General features: G+C 67.2%; 15 protein-coding genes. 6 read left to right on the forward strand and 9 right to left on the reverse strand.

Going from position 1 to position 16,653, the window contains the following annotated elements; genetic code table 11:
- The 5 genes from lptB to argS all read right to left on the reverse strand — a co-directional run.
- Positions 1-766: LPS export ABC transporter ATP-binding protein (gene lptB, locus VFL64_RS21795; RefSeq protein WP_489542488.1), on the reverse strand; the 766-nt coding region annotated here is incomplete at its 3' end.
- Positions 763-1,380, reverse strand: a complete 618-nt coding sequence (lptA, locus tag VFL64_RS21800; protein WP_489542489.1) for a lipopolysaccharide transport periplasmic protein LptA — start codon at positions 1,378-1,380, stop codon at positions 763-765. The genes lptB and lptA, both read right to left, overlap by 4 nt.
- A gap of 105 nt (positions 1,381-1,485) precedes the next feature.
- Positions 1,486-2,136: a thiol:disulfide interchange protein DsbA/DsbL gene (locus VFL64_RS21805; protein ID WP_489542490.1), complete on the reverse strand. Its 651-nt coding sequence runs from the start codon at positions 2,134-2,136 to the stop codon at positions 1,486-1,488.
- A 67-nt stretch (positions 2,137-2,203) separates the two neighbouring features.
- Positions 2,204-2,851 carry an SPOR domain-containing protein gene (locus VFL64_RS21810; RefSeq protein ID WP_489542491.1) on the reverse strand — a complete coding sequence of 216 codons (648 nt, stop codon included), beginning with the start codon at positions 2,849-2,851 and terminating at the stop codon, positions 2,204-2,206.
- A gap of 10 nt (positions 2,852-2,861) precedes the next feature.
- Positions 2,862-4,535: an arginine--tRNA ligase gene (gene argS / locus VFL64_RS21815; protein WP_489542492.1), complete on the reverse strand. Its 1,674-nt coding sequence runs from the start codon at positions 4,533-4,535 to the stop codon at positions 2,862-2,864.
- Positions 4,536-4,657: 122 nt separating this feature from the next.
- Here argS and VFL64_RS21820 point away from each other — a divergent pair, with 122 nt between their 5' ends.
- Together VFL64_RS21820 and VFL64_RS21825 are read left to right on the forward strand one after the other, a co-directional pair.
- Complete coding sequence (locus tag VFL64_RS21820; RefSeq protein ID WP_489542493.1) at positions 4,658-6,022, forward strand: serine/threonine-protein kinase; 1,365 nt, start codon at positions 4,658-4,660, stop codon at positions 6,020-6,022.
- 109 nt (positions 6,023-6,131) lie between these two features.
- Positions 6,132-6,527 carry a hypothetical protein gene (locus VFL64_RS21825; RefSeq protein WP_489542494.1) on the forward strand — a complete coding sequence of 132 codons (396 nt, stop codon included), beginning with the start codon at positions 6,132-6,134 and terminating at the stop codon, positions 6,525-6,527.
- A gap of 99 nt (positions 6,528-6,626) precedes the next feature.
- Here the strand turns inward: VFL64_RS21825 and VFL64_RS21830 are convergent, their stop codons facing one another.
- The gene (locus tag VFL64_RS21830; RefSeq protein ID WP_489542495.1) at positions 6,627-7,538 is read right to left on the reverse strand and encodes a LysR family transcriptional regulator; all 912 of its coding nucleotides are present in this window, start codon (positions 7,536-7,538) and stop codon (positions 6,627-6,629) included.
- 149 nt (positions 7,539-7,687) lie between these two features.
- On the opposite strand from VFL64_RS21830, the gene VFL64_RS21835 reads away from it, so the two are divergent.
- The 4 genes from VFL64_RS21835 (at position 7,688) to VFL64_RS21850 (ending at position 14,194) form a co-directional block, all read left to right on the forward strand.
- The gene (locus VFL64_RS21835; RefSeq protein ID WP_489542496.1) at positions 7,688-9,883 is read left to right on the forward strand and encodes a malate synthase G; all 2,196 of its coding nucleotides are present in this window, start codon (positions 7,688-7,690) and stop codon (positions 9,881-9,883) included.
- A gap of 84 nt (positions 9,884-9,967) precedes the next feature.
- A complete protein-coding gene (locus tag VFL64_RS21840; RefSeq protein WP_489542497.1) occupies positions 9,968-11,443 on the forward strand; it encodes a DHA2 family efflux MFS transporter permease subunit in 1,476 nt (491 codons plus the stop codon).
- Positions 11,444-11,568: 125 nt separating this feature from the next.
- Positions 11,569-12,033, forward strand: coding sequence for a (2Fe-2S)-binding protein (locus tag VFL64_RS21845; protein WP_489542498.1), 465 nt, complete (start codon positions 11,569-11,571; stop codon positions 12,031-12,033).
- Positions 12,034-12,049: 16 nt separating this feature from the next.
- Positions 12,050-14,194, forward strand: coding sequence for a xanthine dehydrogenase family protein molybdopterin-binding subunit (locus tag VFL64_RS21850; protein ID WP_489542499.1), 2,145 nt, complete (start codon positions 12,050-12,052; stop codon positions 14,192-14,194).
- Positions 14,195-14,519: 325 nt separating this feature from the next.
- On the opposite strand, the gene VFL64_RS21855 is transcribed toward VFL64_RS21850, so the two are convergent.
- The 3 genes from VFL64_RS21855 to VFL64_RS21865 all read right to left on the reverse strand — a co-directional run.
- Positions 14,520-14,933, reverse strand: coding sequence for a VOC family protein (locus VFL64_RS21855; RefSeq protein WP_489542500.1), 414 nt, complete (start codon positions 14,931-14,933; stop codon positions 14,520-14,522).
- 86 nt (positions 14,934-15,019) lie between these two features.
- Positions 15,020-15,763, reverse strand: coding sequence for an SDR family NAD(P)-dependent oxidoreductase (locus VFL64_RS21860; protein ID WP_489542501.1), 744 nt, complete (start codon positions 15,761-15,763; stop codon positions 15,020-15,022).
- Positions 15,764-15,872: 109 nt separating this feature from the next.
- The coding region (locus tag VFL64_RS21865; RefSeq protein WP_489542502.1) for a substrate binding domain-containing protein at positions 15,873-16,653 on the reverse strand (781 nt) is incomplete at its 5' end.

Raw genomic sequence — 16,653 nt, forward strand, 5'->3', positions numbered from 1 at the left:
AGTGCTCGCCGAGGTAGACGCGGCGCACGTCGGCGTTCTCGACGATCTGCTGCGGCGTGCCTTCGGCGAGCACGCGGCCTTCGCTGATGATGTACGCGCGGTCGCAGATACCTAGCATCTCGCGCACGTTGTGGTCGGTGATGAGCACGCAGATGCCGCGCGAGCGCAGGAACTTGATGATCTTCTGGATCTCGATGACGGCGATCGGGTCGACGCCGGCAAAGGGCTCGTCGAGCAGGATGAAGCGCGGCTGCGTGGCCAGCGCGCGCGCGATCTCCACGCGCCGCCGTTCGCCGCCCGAGAGCGCGGGCGCGGGGCTGTCGCGCAGCTTGGCGATGCTGAGGTCGTCGAGCAGCTCGTTGAGCAGCTTGTCGATCGTCGGTTTGGGCAGAGCGCGGCCATCGGGGCCGTGCTGCAGTTCCAGCACCGCGCGGATGTTCTCCTCGACGGTGAGCTTGCGGAAGATCGAGGCCTCCTGCGGCAGGTAGGACAGGCCCAGGCGCGAGCGCTGATGGATGGGCAGGCGCTCCACACGCTGGCCGTCGATGCTGATCTGCCCGCCGTCCGAGCGCACCAGGCCCACGATCATGTAGAAGCTGGTGGTCTTGCCGGCGCCGTTGGGGCCCAGCAGGCCCACCACCTCGCCGCTGTGCACGGCCAGGCGCACGTCCTTCACCACCTTGCGTGCGCCGTAGCTCTTTTGCAGGCCGACGGCCTCGAGCCGGCTGGTGCTGGTGAGCAGCTCGGGCGCGGCGCTGGTGTTCATCGCGGGTTCCCGGTGGCCGCAGCGGAGGCTGCGGAGGCGGCTTCAGCGGCCGCTGGCGTGCCCTCGCGCGGCGTGAACACCGCGCGCACCCGGCCGGTGGGGTTGGTGGGCGTGGCGGCCGAGCTTCCGCCCGCCACCGTGAACAGTTCGGCCGTGTTGTCGTAGGTGATGAGCGCGCCCGTCACCTCGTCGGCCACGGCGGTGCCGCGCAGGCGTTTCACCGAGGCGCGGTTGATGAAGCGGACGGTGTCGGCCTTGCCGTCGTATTCCAGGCGCTCGGCCTCGCCTTCGACGAACTCGTTGACGTTGTCGCGCTTGGTGCGGAAGAAGGCGAGCTTCCCGCTGCCACTGGCTGTGGCGTACTGGTAGCCCTCAGGGCTTTCCCGCACCTCGATGCGGTCGGCACGGATGACCATCGTGCCCTTGGTGACCACCACGTTGCCGTTGAAGACCACGATCTGGTTCGCCAGGTCGACCTTGCCCGGCAGGTCGGACTCGACCTCCATCTTCTTCAGCCGATCGGCCTTTTCGGCCTGCACCGGGCCCGCCACCGCGCCCAGCAACAGGGCGCAAAGCGGCAGCAGGCGCGACAGGGAAGAAGGGAGGAGGGTCATTGGCGGCATGAAACTTGCAGGCCATTCTAGCCTCAAGAATCACGCCGCCGGGGTGCTTTGCACCCCTTTTGCCGCTCCCGCGGCAGCTTTTCTATGCGCGCCAGCTCAGGTCTTGCGCTGGGTCGGGATCAGGTAGTCGGCCACCTGCAGGGCCTTGTCCATCGAGCCCGCGAGTGTGCCGGAAGTGAAGAAGCGGCCATTGATGCCCAGGGCCGGCACGCCGTCGATCTTGTAGGCATCGGCCAGGCGGGTGGCCTGCTTGGCCTTGGTCTGCACCGCGAAGGAATTGAACACCTCCATGAACTTGGCCTTGTCGATGCCGCTCTTTTCCATGAAGGCGGCGATCTCTTCGGGCTTTTCCAGGCGCTGGCGGTCGTTGTGGATGGCGTAGAACACGCGGCGGTGCATGGCCTCGACCTTTCCCAGGGCCTCCAGTGCGTAGAACAGTTGCTGCTGGGGGATGTACATGTCACGGAAGGCGACCGGCACGCGGCGGAAGGCCACGTCGGCGGGCAGCTTCTTCTGCCAGGCGTCGAGCGTGGGCTCGAAGGCGTTGCAGTGCGGGCAGTTGTACCAAAAGAACTCGATCACCTCGATCTTGCCGGCGGGCGCGCTCACCGGGGCCGGTGTGCCCAGGCGAACGTAGTGGGTGCCTTCGACCGGCCCGCCTTGCGCGTGCACTGGCAGGCCTGCCGTCAGCCCCGCCGTGCCCAGGCCAAAGCCCACCAGATGTGCAGAAAAGTCGCGTCGGTTCATGTTGTGTCGGTTCCCAAGGTCAGTGACGGGAGAGTGGAGTGCGGCAGCGGCAGATAAGTTCAGGCGCTCATTTCTGAACCTGAACCAGTGCCGATTCCACCCCCGCGCCTTCCAGTTTTTCTTTCATCTGTGCGGCATCTTCCTTCTTCTCGAAGGGGCCGAGCCGCACCCGGTAGACCGTGCGGCCCGACTGTTCGCGTTCGGTGACCTTGGCCGCCCAGCCCGACATGGCCAGTTTGGCGCGTTGGGCTTCGGCGTCTTCGGGCCGGGCGAAGGCGCCGGCTTGCACGAAGTAGCTCAACGCATCGGAACCCGGTTTCGTGGACACGGGCGCGCTGTCGCCCGGTGTCTTGCCGGCCAGGATGGCGGCCGGGTCGGGCTTGCCGGGGGTGGTGGGCGGTGGGGGCAGCGTGGGCGGCACGGCAGGGGGCGACGGGCTGACGACGCCGCTGGCCGACGAGGTGGCGGGTCGGGCGGGCTGCTTGCCGTAGAGGGCGCTGTTCGGGTCCCAGTTCTTGTTCTTTTCGGCCTCGGCGGCGTCTTGCTCGGCGGTGCGTTGCGGCACCTTGTTGATGAAAGGCACTGGCACCTTGGCGATGTACAGGGCCACGCCCAGGGCCAGCGCCAGCCCCACCAGCAGGCCGATGACCAGGCCGAGGACGAAGTTGCCGCGTTGTTGGCGAATGGGGCTGCTGGTACTGCGTTGCTTCTTCATTCAGTCTCCATCACATCTTGTCGGGGGCGCTCACGCCGAGCACGGCGAGCGCATTGCGCAGCACCTGGCGCGTGGCGGCCAGCAGGGCCAGGCGCGCATTCGTCAGCTCGGCGTTGTCGTCGAGCAGGAAACGCTCGGCGGCATAGTAGCTGTGGAAGGCGGCGGCCACGTCGCGCAGGTAGAAGGCCACGTCGTGCGGCGCCAGGTCGGCGGCGGCGCGGCTGAGCATCTCGGGGTACTCGCCCAGCTTGAGCATCAGCGCGATTTCGCTCGGGGCGGTGAGCAGCGCGAGGTTCGCCGCTCGCAAGTCTGCGTCCGGGCGTTGTGCCAGCACCGAGCTGATGCGCGCGTGCGCGTACTGCACGTAGAACACCGGGTTCTCGTCGTTCTGCTTGAGCGCGAGGTCGACGTCGAAGGTGAACTCGGTGTCGGCCTTGCGGCTGATCAGGAAGAAGCGCACCGCGTCCTTGCTGGTCCACTCGATCAGGTCGCGCAGCGTCACGTAGGAGCCGGCGCGCTTGGAGATCTTCACCTCGGCGCCGCCGCGCATCACGCGCACCATGGTGTTGAGCACGTAATCGGGGTAGCCGGCCGGGATGTCCATGTTGGCCGCCTGCAAGCCGGCGCGCACGCGGGCGATGGTGCCGTGGTGGTCGGTGCCCTGCACGTTGATCACCTTGGTGAAGCCGCGCTCGAACTTGTTGAGGTGGTAGGCGACGTCGGGCACGAAGTAGGTGTAGGTGCCGTCGGACTTGCGCATCACGCGGTCCTTGTCGTCGCCGTAGTCGGTGCTGCGCAGCCACAGCGCGCCGTCTTGCTCGTAGGTCTTGCCGGCGGCAACCAGGCGGGCCACGGTCTGCTCGACGCGGCCGGTGGTGTACAGGCTGGACTCGAGAAAGTAATGGTCGAAGCGCAGGCCGAAGGCCTGCAGGTCGAGGTCTTGCTCATGGCGCAGGTAGGCCACGGCGAACTGCCGGATGCTGTCCAGGTCGTCCGGGTTGCCCGAGGCGGTGAACTGGCGGTCGTCGGCCTTCACCGTCTTCTTGGCCATGAAGTCGTCGGCGATGTCCTGGATGTAGTCGCCGTTGTAGGCGGCCTCGGGCCAGCCCGCGTCGCCCGGCTTCAGGCCCTTGATGCGCGCCTGCGTCGAGGTGGTGAGCGTGGCGATCTGCACACCGGCGTCGTTGTAATAGAACTCGCGCTGCACCTTCCAGCCCTGGGTCTGGAACAGGTGACAGATCGCATCGCCGAGAGCGGCCTGGCGCGCATGGCCCACGTGCAGCGGGCCGGTGGGGTTGGCCGAGACGAACTCCACCATCACCTGCTTGCCCGGCTGCGCCGGCTGGTGGCCGAAGGCCTCGCCGGCTTCGAGCGCGGCGGCCACCACCGCCTGCTTGGCGGCCGCCTTCAGGCGCAGGTTGATGAAGCCCGGGCCGGCGATCTCCATCGCGTCGACCCATTGCTGCACCGCGGCGCGTTTGTTCAGCGCCTCGATCAAGGCTTGCGCGAGTTCGCGCGGGTTCTTCTTGAGCGGCTTGGCGAGCTGCATGGCCGCCGTGCAGGCGAGGTCGCCGTGGGCGGCCTGCTTGGGTGACTCGAAGGCGGCCACGAGGCCGTTGCCGGGGCTGAGTTCGTCGAGGGATTCCTGCAGGGCATGCAGCAAATCCTGTTTGGCTTGGATCATCGGCAGATTCTAAGTGGCGCCCTCTGCGGGTTTGCGCCAGCGCAAAGGCCTGGATAAGGGCAACGTTTTGTGCCCAATTTGGCAAGCGAGAGGGCCCCGACAGTGCCAAGATGCCAGTCCCCATGTCTTCGTCGTTCCCCCCTTCATCCACCCCCAGTTCGTTCGGTGGCCTGCCGCTGCCGGCGCAGATCGGCAAGTACCCGGTGCTGCGCCGCCTGGGCGAGGGCGCGACCAGTGAAGTGTTCCTGGCGCGCGACGACTTCCAGCAGCGCGACGTGGCCATCAAGCGCGTGCGCGCCGGCGCCACCAACGACCCGACCGATGGCCGCTACTTCGAGCGCTTCTTCGCCGCCGAGGCCGCGCTCGTGGGCCGCCTCAAGCACCCGAACGTGGTGCAGATCTACGACGCGGTGGTCGACCCGGTCGAGTCCTACCTCGTCATGGAGTACGTGCCGGGCAACACGTTGCGGCCGTATTGCCGCGCCGACCAGCTGCTGCCGCTCGAACTCATTGTCGAGATCGGTTTCAAGTGCGCGATGGCGCTCGGCTACGTGTACCGGCAAGGCCTGATCCACCGCGACGTGAAGCCGGCCAACCTCTTGGCCGTGATCAACAACGGCAACATCACCGACGTGAAGATCAGCGACTTCGGCAGCGCGCTCAACATGGCCTCGGAGACGACCCAGGTCTACCGCGTCGGCTCGCTGGCCTACATGTCGCCCGAGCAGTTGGACGGCAGCACGCTCGACTGCCGCGCCGACATGTACTCGCTCGGCGCCGTGCTGTACCACCTGATCGCCGGGCGGCCCATGTTCGACTCGACTTCGCAGTCGGCCATGATGAACCAGATCTACACCGCCGATCCCACGCCCTTGAGCGCCCTGCGTTCGGGTGTGAGCGCCGGGGTCGACAACGTGATCCTCTCGGCCGTGGCCAAGCGCGCCGAAGACCGCTACACCACCTGGGACGACTTCGCGCAAGCGCTCTCCAGCCTCATCACCACGCAGCAGGTGCCGCGCGGCCAGATGCAGGGCGTGCTCGACTCCGAGCGCTTCAACATGCTGCGCTCGCTCGACTTCTTCTCCAACTTCGGCGACGTGGAGTTGTGGGAGGTGGTGCACCGCGCCAAGTGGCAGCGCTTCCCGTTCGGCCATGCGCTCTACAGCAAGGGCGAAGAGGGCAGCAGCTTCCACATCATTGCCGACGGCGAGGTCGAGGTGTACCGCGACGGCGAGAAGGTGGCCCAGCTCGGCTCGGGCACCTCGGTGGGCGAGATGGCCTACCTCGCGCCCAGCCCCGAGCTGCGCCGCCACAGCACCAACGTGATCGTCACCGACCCGGCGACCACCATCTCGTTCACGCCCGACACGCTGGCGCAGGTCAGCCCCAACTGCCGGCACTTGTTCGACGAGGCTTTCATTCGCGTGCTGGTGCGCAGGCTGCACGCCGCACACGAAGCCATCGCGCACCCCCGCAGGATCCTGTAGTCGCAGGGCGGCCCTGCCGCGTTGAGCCTCTTGCTGGGCGCTTGGGGCGGTGCTTCAATCGCACCCGGCGAGACCTCGTCAATCCAACACACCCCCGGAAGGAACGTTCATGAAACACCTGATCACGGTTGCTGCCCTGTGTCTGTCGGCCTTCTCGACCCTGGCCATGGCCGCCGACGCGACCTGCGAGGCGCAGGCCACCGAGAAGAAGCTGGCGGGTGCGGCCAAGACCAGCTTCGTCACCAAGTGCGAGAAGGACATGAAGGCCAGCGCGGGTGGCGGCAGCTGCGAGACCCAGGCCACCGAAAAGAAGCTGGCGGGCGCCGCCAAGACCAGCTTCGTCAAGAAATGCGAGAAGGACGCGAAGGCGGGCGCCGCCTCGGCGGCCTGCGAAACCCAGGCGGCTGACAAGAAGCTGGCCGGTGCTGCCAAGAACAGCTTCGTCACGAAGTGCGTGAAGGACGCCGGCGCCCCTGCGGCGCCTGCCAAGGCGGCTTCCAAGTAAGCAGCGTTTCGCTCTCTTCGACGCCCGGCTCTGCCGGGCGTTTTTGGTGTTCGCATAACTTTGCTGCGCAAAGTGAGCGAACCCCCGCTGCGCGAGCATTCAGCTTTGCTGCTGCCAGTAGGCCGCGTCGCCGTAGCGCTGCTTCAGGTAGTCGACCCACAGGCGCACGCGCAGCGGCAGGTGCTTGCGCTGCGCGAACATGGCGTAGATGCCGTTGGGTGGTGCGGCGAACTCGTTCAGCACGCTCACGAGCTGACCGCTGGCCACCTGGCTGTGCACCTCCCAGGTGGAGCGCCATGCGATGCCCAGCCCGGCCAGGCACCAGTCGTGCAGCACCTGGCCGTCGCTGCAATCCAGGCGGCCATTCAGCCGCAGGTGGCTCAGTTCGCCGTCGATGGTGAAGGCCCAGCCGCGGGTCTGACTCGCGTCGCTGCTCAGCGTAAGACAGTCATGGCGTGCCAGGTCGTTCGGGTGGCGCGGCGTGCCGGCGCGCGCCAGGTACTGCGGCGTGGCCACGCACAGGCGGCGGTTGTCGGCCAGGCGCACGCTGACCAGGCTGCTGTCGGGCAGGTCGCCCACGCGCACGGCGCAGTCGAAGCCTTCGTTGACGATGTCGACCAGCCGGTCGGAGAGGTTGAGCGACACGTTCACGTCCGGGTGCAAGGCCACGAAGGCCGGCACCAGGGGCGCCACGTGGCGCCGCCCGAAGCCGGCCGGCGCGGTGATGCGCAGGTAGCCGCTGGCCTTCACGCCGCCCGCGCTGACGCTGGCCTCGGCATTGGCCAGGTCGGCCAGCAGGCGCTGGCAGTCTTCGAGGAAGGCGCTGCCCTCGTGCGTGAGGGTGATGCGCCGGGTGGTGCGCAGCAGCAGCTTCACGCCCAGGCGTTCTTCCAGCGCGTCGATGCGCCGGCCCACCACGGCCGGGGCGATGCCTTCTGTCGCGGCGGCCGCCGTGAGGCTGCCCTTGGCGGCCACGGCGACGAAGGATTCGATCTGCTTGAGCTTGTCCATGCCCGCAAGATTACCCTCATCAAAGTTCTGAATCTTTGGTTCGCGAGGTACTTAATAAACTTGCGCGCATCGAATAGATTCACTGCTTTCACGCTGGCGCGGGCTTTGCACGCGCTCGCCCGCCTCTTTTCCGAACCACAAGGCACCCCATGACCGCACGCACCACCGTCCACAGCCTGCAAGTCGCCACCGAGCTCTACAACTTCGTCGAAGAACAGGTGCTGCCGGGCACCGGCATCGACGCCAAGCACTTCTGGAAGGGCTTCGACGCCATCGTGCGCGACCTGGCCCCCAAGAACATCGCCTTGCTGGCCGAGCGCGACCGCCTGCAGATCGAGATGGACACCTGGCACCAGGCGCACCCCGGCCCCATCACCGACATGAAGGCCTACCGCAAGCACCTGGAGAAGATCGGCTACCTGGTGCCGCCGCCCAAGAAGGCCAAGGCGACCACGAAGAACGTCGACGCCGAGTTGGCCCTGCAGGCCGGCCCGCAGCTGGTGGTGCCCATCCTCAACGCACGCTATGCGCTGAACGCTGCCAACGCGCGCTGGGGCTCGCTGTACGACGCGCTGTACGGCACCGACGCCATCTCCGAAGCCGGTGGCGCCACGCGTGGCGGAGGCTACAACCCGGTGCGCGGCGCCAAGGTCATCGAGTACGCGCGCTACGTGCTCGACCGCACCGCGCCGCTGAAGAAGGGATCGCACATCGATTCCGTGGGCTACCAGGTCGTGGGCGGCAAGCTGCGCGTCGAACTCAAGAACGGCAGCACCACCACGCTCGACGACGCCGACCAGTTCATCGGCTACCAGGGCGATGCGCTGGCTCCTTCGTCGATCCTGCTGCGGCACAACGGCCTGCACCTGGACATCCGCATCGACCGCAACACCCCCATCGGCGAGGCCGACCCGGCCGGCGTGGCCGACCTGGTGCTCGAAGCTGCGCTGTCGACCATCCTCGACCTCGAAGACTCGGTGGCCGTGGTCGATGCGCAGGACAAGGTGCTGGCCTACGGCAACTGGCTGGGCATCCTCAAGGGCACGCTGACCGAAGAGGTGAGCAAGGGCGGCAAGACCTTCACGCGCGGCCTCAACCCCGACCGCGTCTACAACGCCCCCAAGGGCAAGCAGCAGGTGACGCTGCATGGCCGCTCGCTCATGTTCGTGCGCAACGTGGGCCACCTGATGACCAACCCGGCCATCCTCTACGGTGACAACAAGGAGATCCCCGAAGGGATTCTGGACGCGGTGATCACCACCACCATCGCCCTGCACGACCTGGCCCGCACCAAGAAGAGCGGCATCAAGAACTCGCGCACCGGCTCGGTCTACATCGTCAAGCCCAAGATGCACGGCCCGGCCGAAGTGGCCTTCGCTGCCGAGCTGTTCACCCGCGTCGAGAAGCTGCTGGGCCTGCCCGACAGCACCGTCAAGCTCGGCATCATGGACGAAGAGCGCCGCACCAGCGTCAACCTCAAGGCCTGCATTGCTGCGGCGGCCTCGCGCGTGGCCTTCATCAACACCGGTTTCCTCGACCGCACCGGCGACGAGATGCACACCGCCATGCTGGCCGGCCCGATGATGCGCAAGGGCGACATGAAGACCAGCACCTGGATCCAGGCCTACGAGCGCAGCAACGTGCTGGTCGGCCTCGGCATGGGCCTGCGCGGCCGCGCCCAGATCGGCAAGGGCATGTGGGCCATGCCCGACCTGATGGCCGCCATGCTGGAGCAGAAGATCGGCCACCCGCGCGCCGGCGCCAACACCGCCTGGGTGCCCTCGCCCACCGCCGCCACGCTGCACGCGCTGCACTACCACCAGGTCAAGGTGAGCGATGTGCAGAAGCAGCTGGAGAAGATCGACGCCGACCGCGAGCGCGACACGCTGCTCAAGGGCCTGCTGCAGGTGCCGGTGGTGAAGGAAGCCACCTGGAGCGCGGCCGAGCGCCAGCAGGAACTCGACAACAACGTGCAAGGCATCCTGGGTTACGTGGTGCGCTGGATCGACCAGGGCGTGGGCTGCTCCAAGGTGCCCGACATCCACAACGTGGGCCTGATGGAAGACCGCGCCACGCTGCGCATCAGCAGCCAGCACATCGCCAACTGGCTGCACCACGGCGTGGTGACCGACAAGCAGGTGCGCGCCACCTTCGAGCGCATGGCCGCGGTGGTCGACAAGCAGAACGCCGGTGACCCGCTCTACAAGAACATGGCCGGCAACTTCAAGACCAGCGCCGCCTACCAGGCCGCGCTCGACCTGGTGTTCAAGGGCAAGGAACAGCCCAGCGGCTACACCGAACCGCTGCTGCACGCCTGGCGTTTGAAGGTGAAGGCCGGCGCCTGATCCGCGCTTGCCTTGACTTGACGAAACGGCGCCTGCGGGCGCCGTTTTACTTTGGTGGCGTCGCCGAGCCGCTAGGATCGGTCGGTGTCGTCGGCCCACCATCCCCACAGCCTGCCCTCGCTGCAAGAGCGGCACGGGCGCGCCTATCGATGGTGGGTGCTGATCACCGTGATGATCGGCACCATGGCGTCGATCATGGCCTCGACCATCGTCAACGTGGCCCTGCCCGACATGAGCCATGTGTTTGCGCTGGGGCAGGAGCGGGCCCAGTGGCTGTCGGCCGGCTTCATGGCGGCGGTGACGATCTCGATGCTCGCCACGCCCTGGCTGCTGGGGCGCTTCGGCTACCGCCGCACCTACTTCGCCGCGGTGCTGCTGCTGGCGCTGGGCGGCATCGGCGGTGGCCTGGGCCACAGCTTCGGATGGGTGCTGGCCATGCGCGTGGTCGAGGGCCTGTCGGCCGGCGTGATGCAACCCATCCCGCCGGTGATCGTGCTGCACATCTTCGGCCGCACCGAGCAGGGCAAGGCCATGGGCATCTTCGGCTTCGGCGTGGTGCTCGCGCCGGCGCTCGGGCCCAGCATCGGCGGCGTGCTGGTCGAGCACTTCGGCTGGCGCTCGATCTTCTTCGTGGTGGTGCCCTTCTGCCTGGCCGCATTCGCGCTCGGCCTCAAGTACCTGCCGCACACCTCGCCCGGCGCCGAGCGCGTCAACCAGCACCGCCGGCCTTTCGACCTGCCGGGCCTGCTGCTGCTGACGGTGGCGGTGCTCGGCCTTTTGAACGGCCTGGTGCACCTGCACACGCCCGGCCCCTACGCCTACGGGCTGCTCACCCTGGGTGGGGTGACGGGCGCGGCCTTCATCTGGCGCCAGCGCCACGCCGAGCACCCGCTGATGGAGTTCAAGCTGTTCGACCTGCGCGCCTTCCGCATGGGCGGCTGCGTCGCGTTCATCTACGGCATGGCGCTGTTTGGCTCGACCTACCTGGTGCCGGTGTTCATGCAGATCGCGCTCAAGCTGCCGCCCTCGCAGGCCGGTGCCGTGCTGCTGCCGGCCGGCATCGTGCTCGCCTTCGTGCTGCCGGTGGCCGGGCGCATGGCCGACCGCTACCCCTACAACCACCTCGTCGCGCTGGGTGTGGCGTTGCTGACGGCCTCGTTCTGGCTGATGGCCTTCGTGGGCCTGGGCACGGCGCTGTGGGTGATCGCGGCCTTTGCCATCATCGGGCGCATTGGCCTGGGCACCGTGCTGCCCTCGCTCAACCTGGGCGCGGTGCGGCGCCTGCCCATGCACCACGTGGCGCATGGCTCCAGCACCATCAACTTCCTGCGCCAGCTGGGCGGTGCGGTGGGCGTGAGCCTGGCCGGCATCGTGCTCGAGTGGCGGCTGCAGGTGCATGCCGATGCGCCCCTGCGCGCCTTCCACGAGACCTTCGTCCTGCTCGGTGCGATCTGCGCACTGGCCATCGTGGCCGGCTGGCGCATGCAGCCGGCGGGCGCCGGTGTGGCGCGGCGCGACGAGGCACCGGCGAGCGAGCATCAGCCGACCGACATCACCTGACACGGTGGTGAACCGGGACCTTGGGGTTTGCCCAGGTTGGACTTCGCTTCGACGCTGGAGGATGCTTTGCGGAGCTGCTCCGGCTGCCGCGGGAGCGCGCCAACACAATCGCAGGAGACACCACCGTGAGCACACGCCTCCAGATCAACGGCAAGACGATGACCGTCAAGGCCGAGCCCGACACACCCTTGTTGTGGGTCATCCGCGACGAGGTCGGGCTCACCGGCACCAAGTTCGGCTGTGGCATGGCGCTGTGCGGCGCCTGCACCGTGCACCTCGACGGCCAGCCCGTGCGCTCGTGCCAGACGCCGCTGTCGGCCGCCGCCGGCAAGAAGGTCTCGACCATCGAGAGCCTGTCGGCCAACAACAGCCACCCGCTGCAGAAGGCCTGGATCGCGCATGACGTGCCGCAGTGCGGCTACTGCCAGAGCGGCCAGCTGATGAGCGCGGCCGCCCTGCTCAAGAACAACAAGAACCCGAGCGATGCCGACATCGACGCCGCGATGAGCGGCAACATCTGCCGCTGTGGCACCTACCCGCGCATCCGCGCCGCGATCAAGACCGCGGCCGCCGAGATGCGCAAGGCTTGAACGGGAGGCAGCCACCATGACCACCATCACCACCAACCGCCGCAACTTCCTGCAGGCCTCGGCCGTCGCCTCCGGCGGCCTGATGCTGGGCGTCAACCTCGGCGGCATGGGCGAAGCGCTCGCCGCCGCCACGGTGCACACGCCCAACGCCTGGGTGCATATCGCCGACGACAACACCATCACGTTGCTGTCCGCCCGCTCCGAAATGGGACAGGGCGTCTACACCTCGATGCCGATGCTCATCGCCGAGGAGCTCAACGTCGACATCAAGCAGATCAAGGTCGCCTTCGCGCCGCCCAACGGCAAGGTGTACGGCAACGCCCTGCTCGGCGGCCCGCAGCTCACTGGCGGCTCCAGCTCGGTGCGCGACGGCTGGGACAAGCTGCGCGTGGCCGGCGCCCAGGTGCGCATGATGCTCATCAGCGCCGCTGCGCTGAAATGGAACATTCCTGAATCGGACCTGCGCGCCGAGAACGGCATGGTGTATGGCCCGAAGGGCAAGAAGGCCACCTACGGCCAGCTGGCTGCCGCCGCCTCGCGCCTGCCGGTGCCGCAAACGCCCACGCTCAAAGACCCGAAGGACTTCCGCATCGTCGGCAAGCCCACCAAGCGGCTGGACACGCCGGCCAAGACCAACGGCACGGCCGAGTTCGGCATCGACGTCAAGGTGCCCGGCATGGTCTACGCCGCGCTGGAGCAGTGCCCGGTGATCGGCGGCACGGTGAAGGGCTTCGATGCGGCCACTGCCAAGAAGATGCCCGGCGTGATCGACGTGGTGCAGATCCCCGACGGCGTGGCCGTGGTGGCCGACACCTGGTGGCATGCCCACAAGGCGCGCCAGCAGCTCAACGTGCAGTGGGACGAAGGCGCAGGCGCGTCGCTGAACGACAAGGCCATGCTCGCCGGCATCAAGGCCGCGGCGGTGGATGCGGCCGCCAAGCCGCTCGAGCTGCCCAAGGCGGGTGACGCCGACGGCGCGATCAAGGGCGCGGCCAAGGTCATCCGCGCCGAGTACACGATGCCGCTCTTGTCGCACTCGCCGCTGGAGCCGATGAACTTCACGGCCTACCACCACGACAACCGCGTCGAGCTGATCGGCCCCACGCAATGGCAGGACGCCGCCGCCGGCACCATCGCCAAGGTGTGCGGCGTGCCGCCCGAGAACGTGAGCCTGCGCACCACCTTCCTCGGGGGCGGGTTCGGGCGGCGCATCGACATCGACTTCATCATCCAGGCGGCGCTGATCAGCAAGGCCGTGGGCAAGCCGGTCAAGCTCGTGTGGTCGCGCGAAGACGACATGACGCACGACTTCTACCGCCCGCAGTCGGTGCACCACCTGGCTGCCGCCATCGGCAACGACGGCAAGCCCACGGCCATGACCTTCCGGCTCACCAGCCAGTCGGTCACCGGCCGCGTGTTCGGCCTGCCCGGCCCGGTGCAAGACCCGCTGATGACCGAGGCGGCGATGGCGGCCTACGAGATCCCCGCCACGCGGCACGACATCGTCAAGCACGACGCCGGGCTGCGCGTGGGCTACTGGCGTTCGGTGAGCCACATGCTCAACGCCTTCGCCAACGAGACCTTCATCGACGAGCTGGCCGCCAACGCCAAGGCCGACCCGTACGCCTACCGCATGTCGCTGCTGGCGAACAAGCCGCGCTTTGCCAACGTGCTCAAGCAGGCCGCCGAGAAGGCGGGCTGGGGCACGGCGGCGCCGGCCGGCCGCTCGCGCGGCATTGCGCTGATGGAGGGCTACGACACCTACATGGCGATGGTGGCCGAGATCTCGCTCAACAACGGCGCGATCACCGTGCACAAGGTGACGACCGTGGCCGACCTCGGCCGCATGGTCAACCCCGACACGGTGGAAGCGCAGATCCAGTCGAGCATCGTGTTCGGCCTCACGGCCGCACTGTGGAGCGAGATCACGCTCGACAAAGGCCGCGTGCAGCAGACCAACTTCCACCAGTACCGCCTGTTGCGCATGAACGAGTCGCCGGAGATGGTGACCGTGCTCGTGCCCAGCACCGAGAAGCCCGGCGGCATCGGCGAACCCGCCACCGCGCTGATAGGCCCGGCGGTGGGCAACGCGGTGTTCGCCGCGACCGGCAAGCGCCTGCGCTCGATGCCGTTCACGCCGGAGAAGATTCAAACCGCTTAGTGGCGGTTGTTGATGGCGGGATCCAAGGCCACCTTCGGGTGGCCTTTTTTGTGGGCGAGGCCTGGTGCGGTGGTGTGCGCTGCTGAATGAAAGGCGGCTGTGCAGCGGTTGCAGTAGCTCGGCAGGCAAGGTCACCGCCGCCCACCAGTCATTCACCCGCACGGATAGGCGCCGGGCGAACGACAGGTTCTGCAGGAGCTGCTGAGTTTCAGTTTGCGAGGCGCACGTGCTGCCCTGCCGCTCATCGAACGGCCGCTCTCTTCGAGCGCCGACTCACGCACTCGACCCGAAGCGGACGCTCGCCACTCCAACGTGATGCGGTACCTCAGCTACTGGTCGAAGGGATAGCCGACATGTCCATCCACATCGCCTCCCACACATGGCCATCGGGATCCGAAAGATTCCGGTTGTACATGAACCCAAGGTCCTGGACCGGATTGACGTCGGCCGTGCCGCCGTTGCGCGTGGCAGCCTCATTCATAGCGTCGACCGCGTTGCGGCTGCCGCATGAGAGTGCCAGCATCACTTCGCTGGACCCCTTGGGTGCGATGGGACGGCTGGTGAACGTGCGCCACTTCGCATGCGAGAGCAGCATCACATTGATCGATTCGCTCCAGACCATGCAGGCGGACTCGTTGTCGCTGAACTGGGGATTGTTGCGAAACCCGAGTGACTCGTAGAACGCCTTCGACGCCTTCACGTCGGTGACGGGGAGATTGACGAAGATCATCTTGGACATTGGAAGTTCTCCTTGGAAACAAGCGTTGTTGATGGAAGTTGCCGGCGTCTTGCGCGCCCGCCGGCTGGCGCATCAGCTTCCGCCTGTCAGTTGCGACCGCCGTCCGTCAGCAGGATGCGGCCGGTGATCCAGCGGGAGTCATCGCCGGCGAGGAAAGCCACCGCGTCGGCGATGTCCTCGGGTTCGGCGAGCCGGCGCAGTGGCGTCGCTTCCGTTTCCTGCGCCTTATAGTCACTGGGCAACCCGGCCGTCATGTCGGTGAGCGTGATTGCCGGGGCCACGGCGTTCACGCGGATGCCTCGAGGCCCGAGTTCCCGGGCAAAGCCCTCGGTCAGGGCGTTGAGGGCTGCCTTGCTGGCGGTGTAAGTGGACATACCCGCTCGCCCGCGTCGCACCAGGGACGTGGACACGTTCACGATGGCGCCGCCCGCAGCCGGGAAGTGCGGCAGCGCTGCCTGGGTGACTGCGACGACGCTCCACGCGTTGACGTAGAACATGTGGTCGAAGAATTCGCGCTGGATGCTTCCGAGTGGCGCCGCGCCCGCGATGCCTGCCGCGTTCACCACCACGTCGATGTGACCGTGCGGCTCCAGCGCCTGGCGGATCATTCTCCGAACCTGGGAGTCATCCGAAACGTCAGCCTGAAGGGCATCCGCCCGCCCGCCTTCGGCCCGGATCGCGCCAACCACCTGATCGGCTGCGCTACGTTGTTCCTTGTACACCACGGCTACGGAGGCGCCGTCGCGCGCGAGCCTGCGTGCCACTGCGGCGCCAATGCCGCGCGAAGCGCCGGTGACGATGGCGACCTTGCCTTCGAGTTTCCCTGCCACTTGCTGCTCCAATCCTGTCGAGAGGTCGCCATGGTGCCGACCACTCTCGGGAACTGGAAGCCTCACGGATCGCCACAACCTGTTCCAGGATTGCAACGGCTGCGGCGAGTCAGGTGATCCCCTTGAAGCGTTCCTCCACGAAATCCACCAGCGTGCGCAGTGCCGAGGTCATGCCTTGGCGGCTGGGGTACATCGCATACAGCGGTGTCGGCAGTGAATCACGCGCGGTCAAGACGGCATGCAAGCTGCCGCTCCGCAGCGCTTGCGCGCAAGCGGCGGAGGGCAACTGGACCAGCCCCGCGCCCCGCAACGCCGCTTCCCGCAATGCAGGCACGCTGTCCGACACCAGCCGCGGTGTCGGTTGGTAGATCAGCTCATCGCCGCTGTCGGCACGAAATGTCCATGGGCGCACTGCGCCGACACCTCCCAGACCGAGAGCCGGATAGCTAGGCAGATCGCCGATGTCTCTTGGTTCTCCGACCCCTTTAAAGAGCACAGGGGCTCCTACCAGCACCATGCGCCCTTCGCCGATCCGGCGTGCCACGATATCTTCCGATTGCATCGGGGTCGCCGCGTACCTCAACGCGAGGTCGATGCCCTCGCCGATCAGATCCACGAAGCGGTTGGTGGTTTCGAGTGACAGCGAAATCTTCGGGTGCTGCATGGCGAACTCCGCCAGCCAAGCGCCGAGATACAGCTCGGCAGCCAATGGAGAGGTGCTGACTCGCAAGCTCCCGCTCGGCTCTGCAAGGACGTCACTAACCGCAGCGCTTACCGCGGCGGCCTCATTTGCAATGGCCTGCGCGTGCGTGAAAACGCGTCTGCCCACCTCCGTGACTTGGAAGCGGTGCGTCGTGCGGTGGACCAGTTTCACCCCGAGCTGAGCTTCC

Source organism: Rhizobacter sp., from assembly GCF_035702065.1.
Classification (GTDB): Bacteria; Pseudomonadota; Gammaproteobacteria; order Burkholderiales; family Burkholderiaceae_C; genus Rhizobacter.

Bases quoted from the DNA above. Each gene is read 5' to 3' on its own strand.
- lptA (WP_489542489.1), bottom strand. From the start codon at position 1,380: ATGACCCTCCTCCCTTCTTCCCTGTCGCGCCTGCTGCCGCTTTGCGCC.
- VFL64_RS21805 (WP_489542490.1), bottom strand. From the start codon at position 2,136: ATGAACCGACGCGACTTTTCTGCACATCTGGTGGGCTTTGGCCTGGGC.
- VFL64_RS21810 (WP_489542491.1), bottom strand. From the start codon at position 2,851: ATGAAGAAGCAACGCAGTACCAGCAGCCCCATTCGCCAACAACGCGGC.
- argS (WP_489542492.1), bottom strand. From the start codon at position 4,535: ATGATCCAAGCCAAACAGGATTTGCTGCATGCCCTGCAGGAATCCCTC.
- VFL64_RS21820 (WP_489542493.1), top strand. From the start codon at position 4,658: ATGTCTTCGTCGTTCCCCCCTTCATCCACCCCCAGTTCGTTCGGTGGC.
- VFL64_RS21825 (WP_489542494.1), top strand. From the start codon at position 6,132: ATGAAACACCTGATCACGGTTGCTGCCCTGTGTCTGTCGGCCTTCTCG.
- VFL64_RS21830 (WP_489542495.1), bottom strand. From the start codon at position 7,538: ATGGACAAGCTCAAGCAGATCGAATCCTTCGTCGCCGTGGCCGCCAAG.
- VFL64_RS21835 (WP_489542496.1), top strand. From the start codon at position 7,688: ATGACCGCACGCACCACCGTCCACAGCCTGCAAGTCGCCACCGAGCTC.
- VFL64_RS21850 (WP_489542499.1), top strand. From the start codon at position 12,050: ATGACCACCATCACCACCAACCGCCGCAACTTCCTGCAGGCCTCGGCC.
- VFL64_RS21855 (WP_489542500.1), bottom strand. From the start codon at position 14,933: ATGTCCAAGATGATCTTCGTCAATCTCCCCGTCACCGACGTGAAGGCG.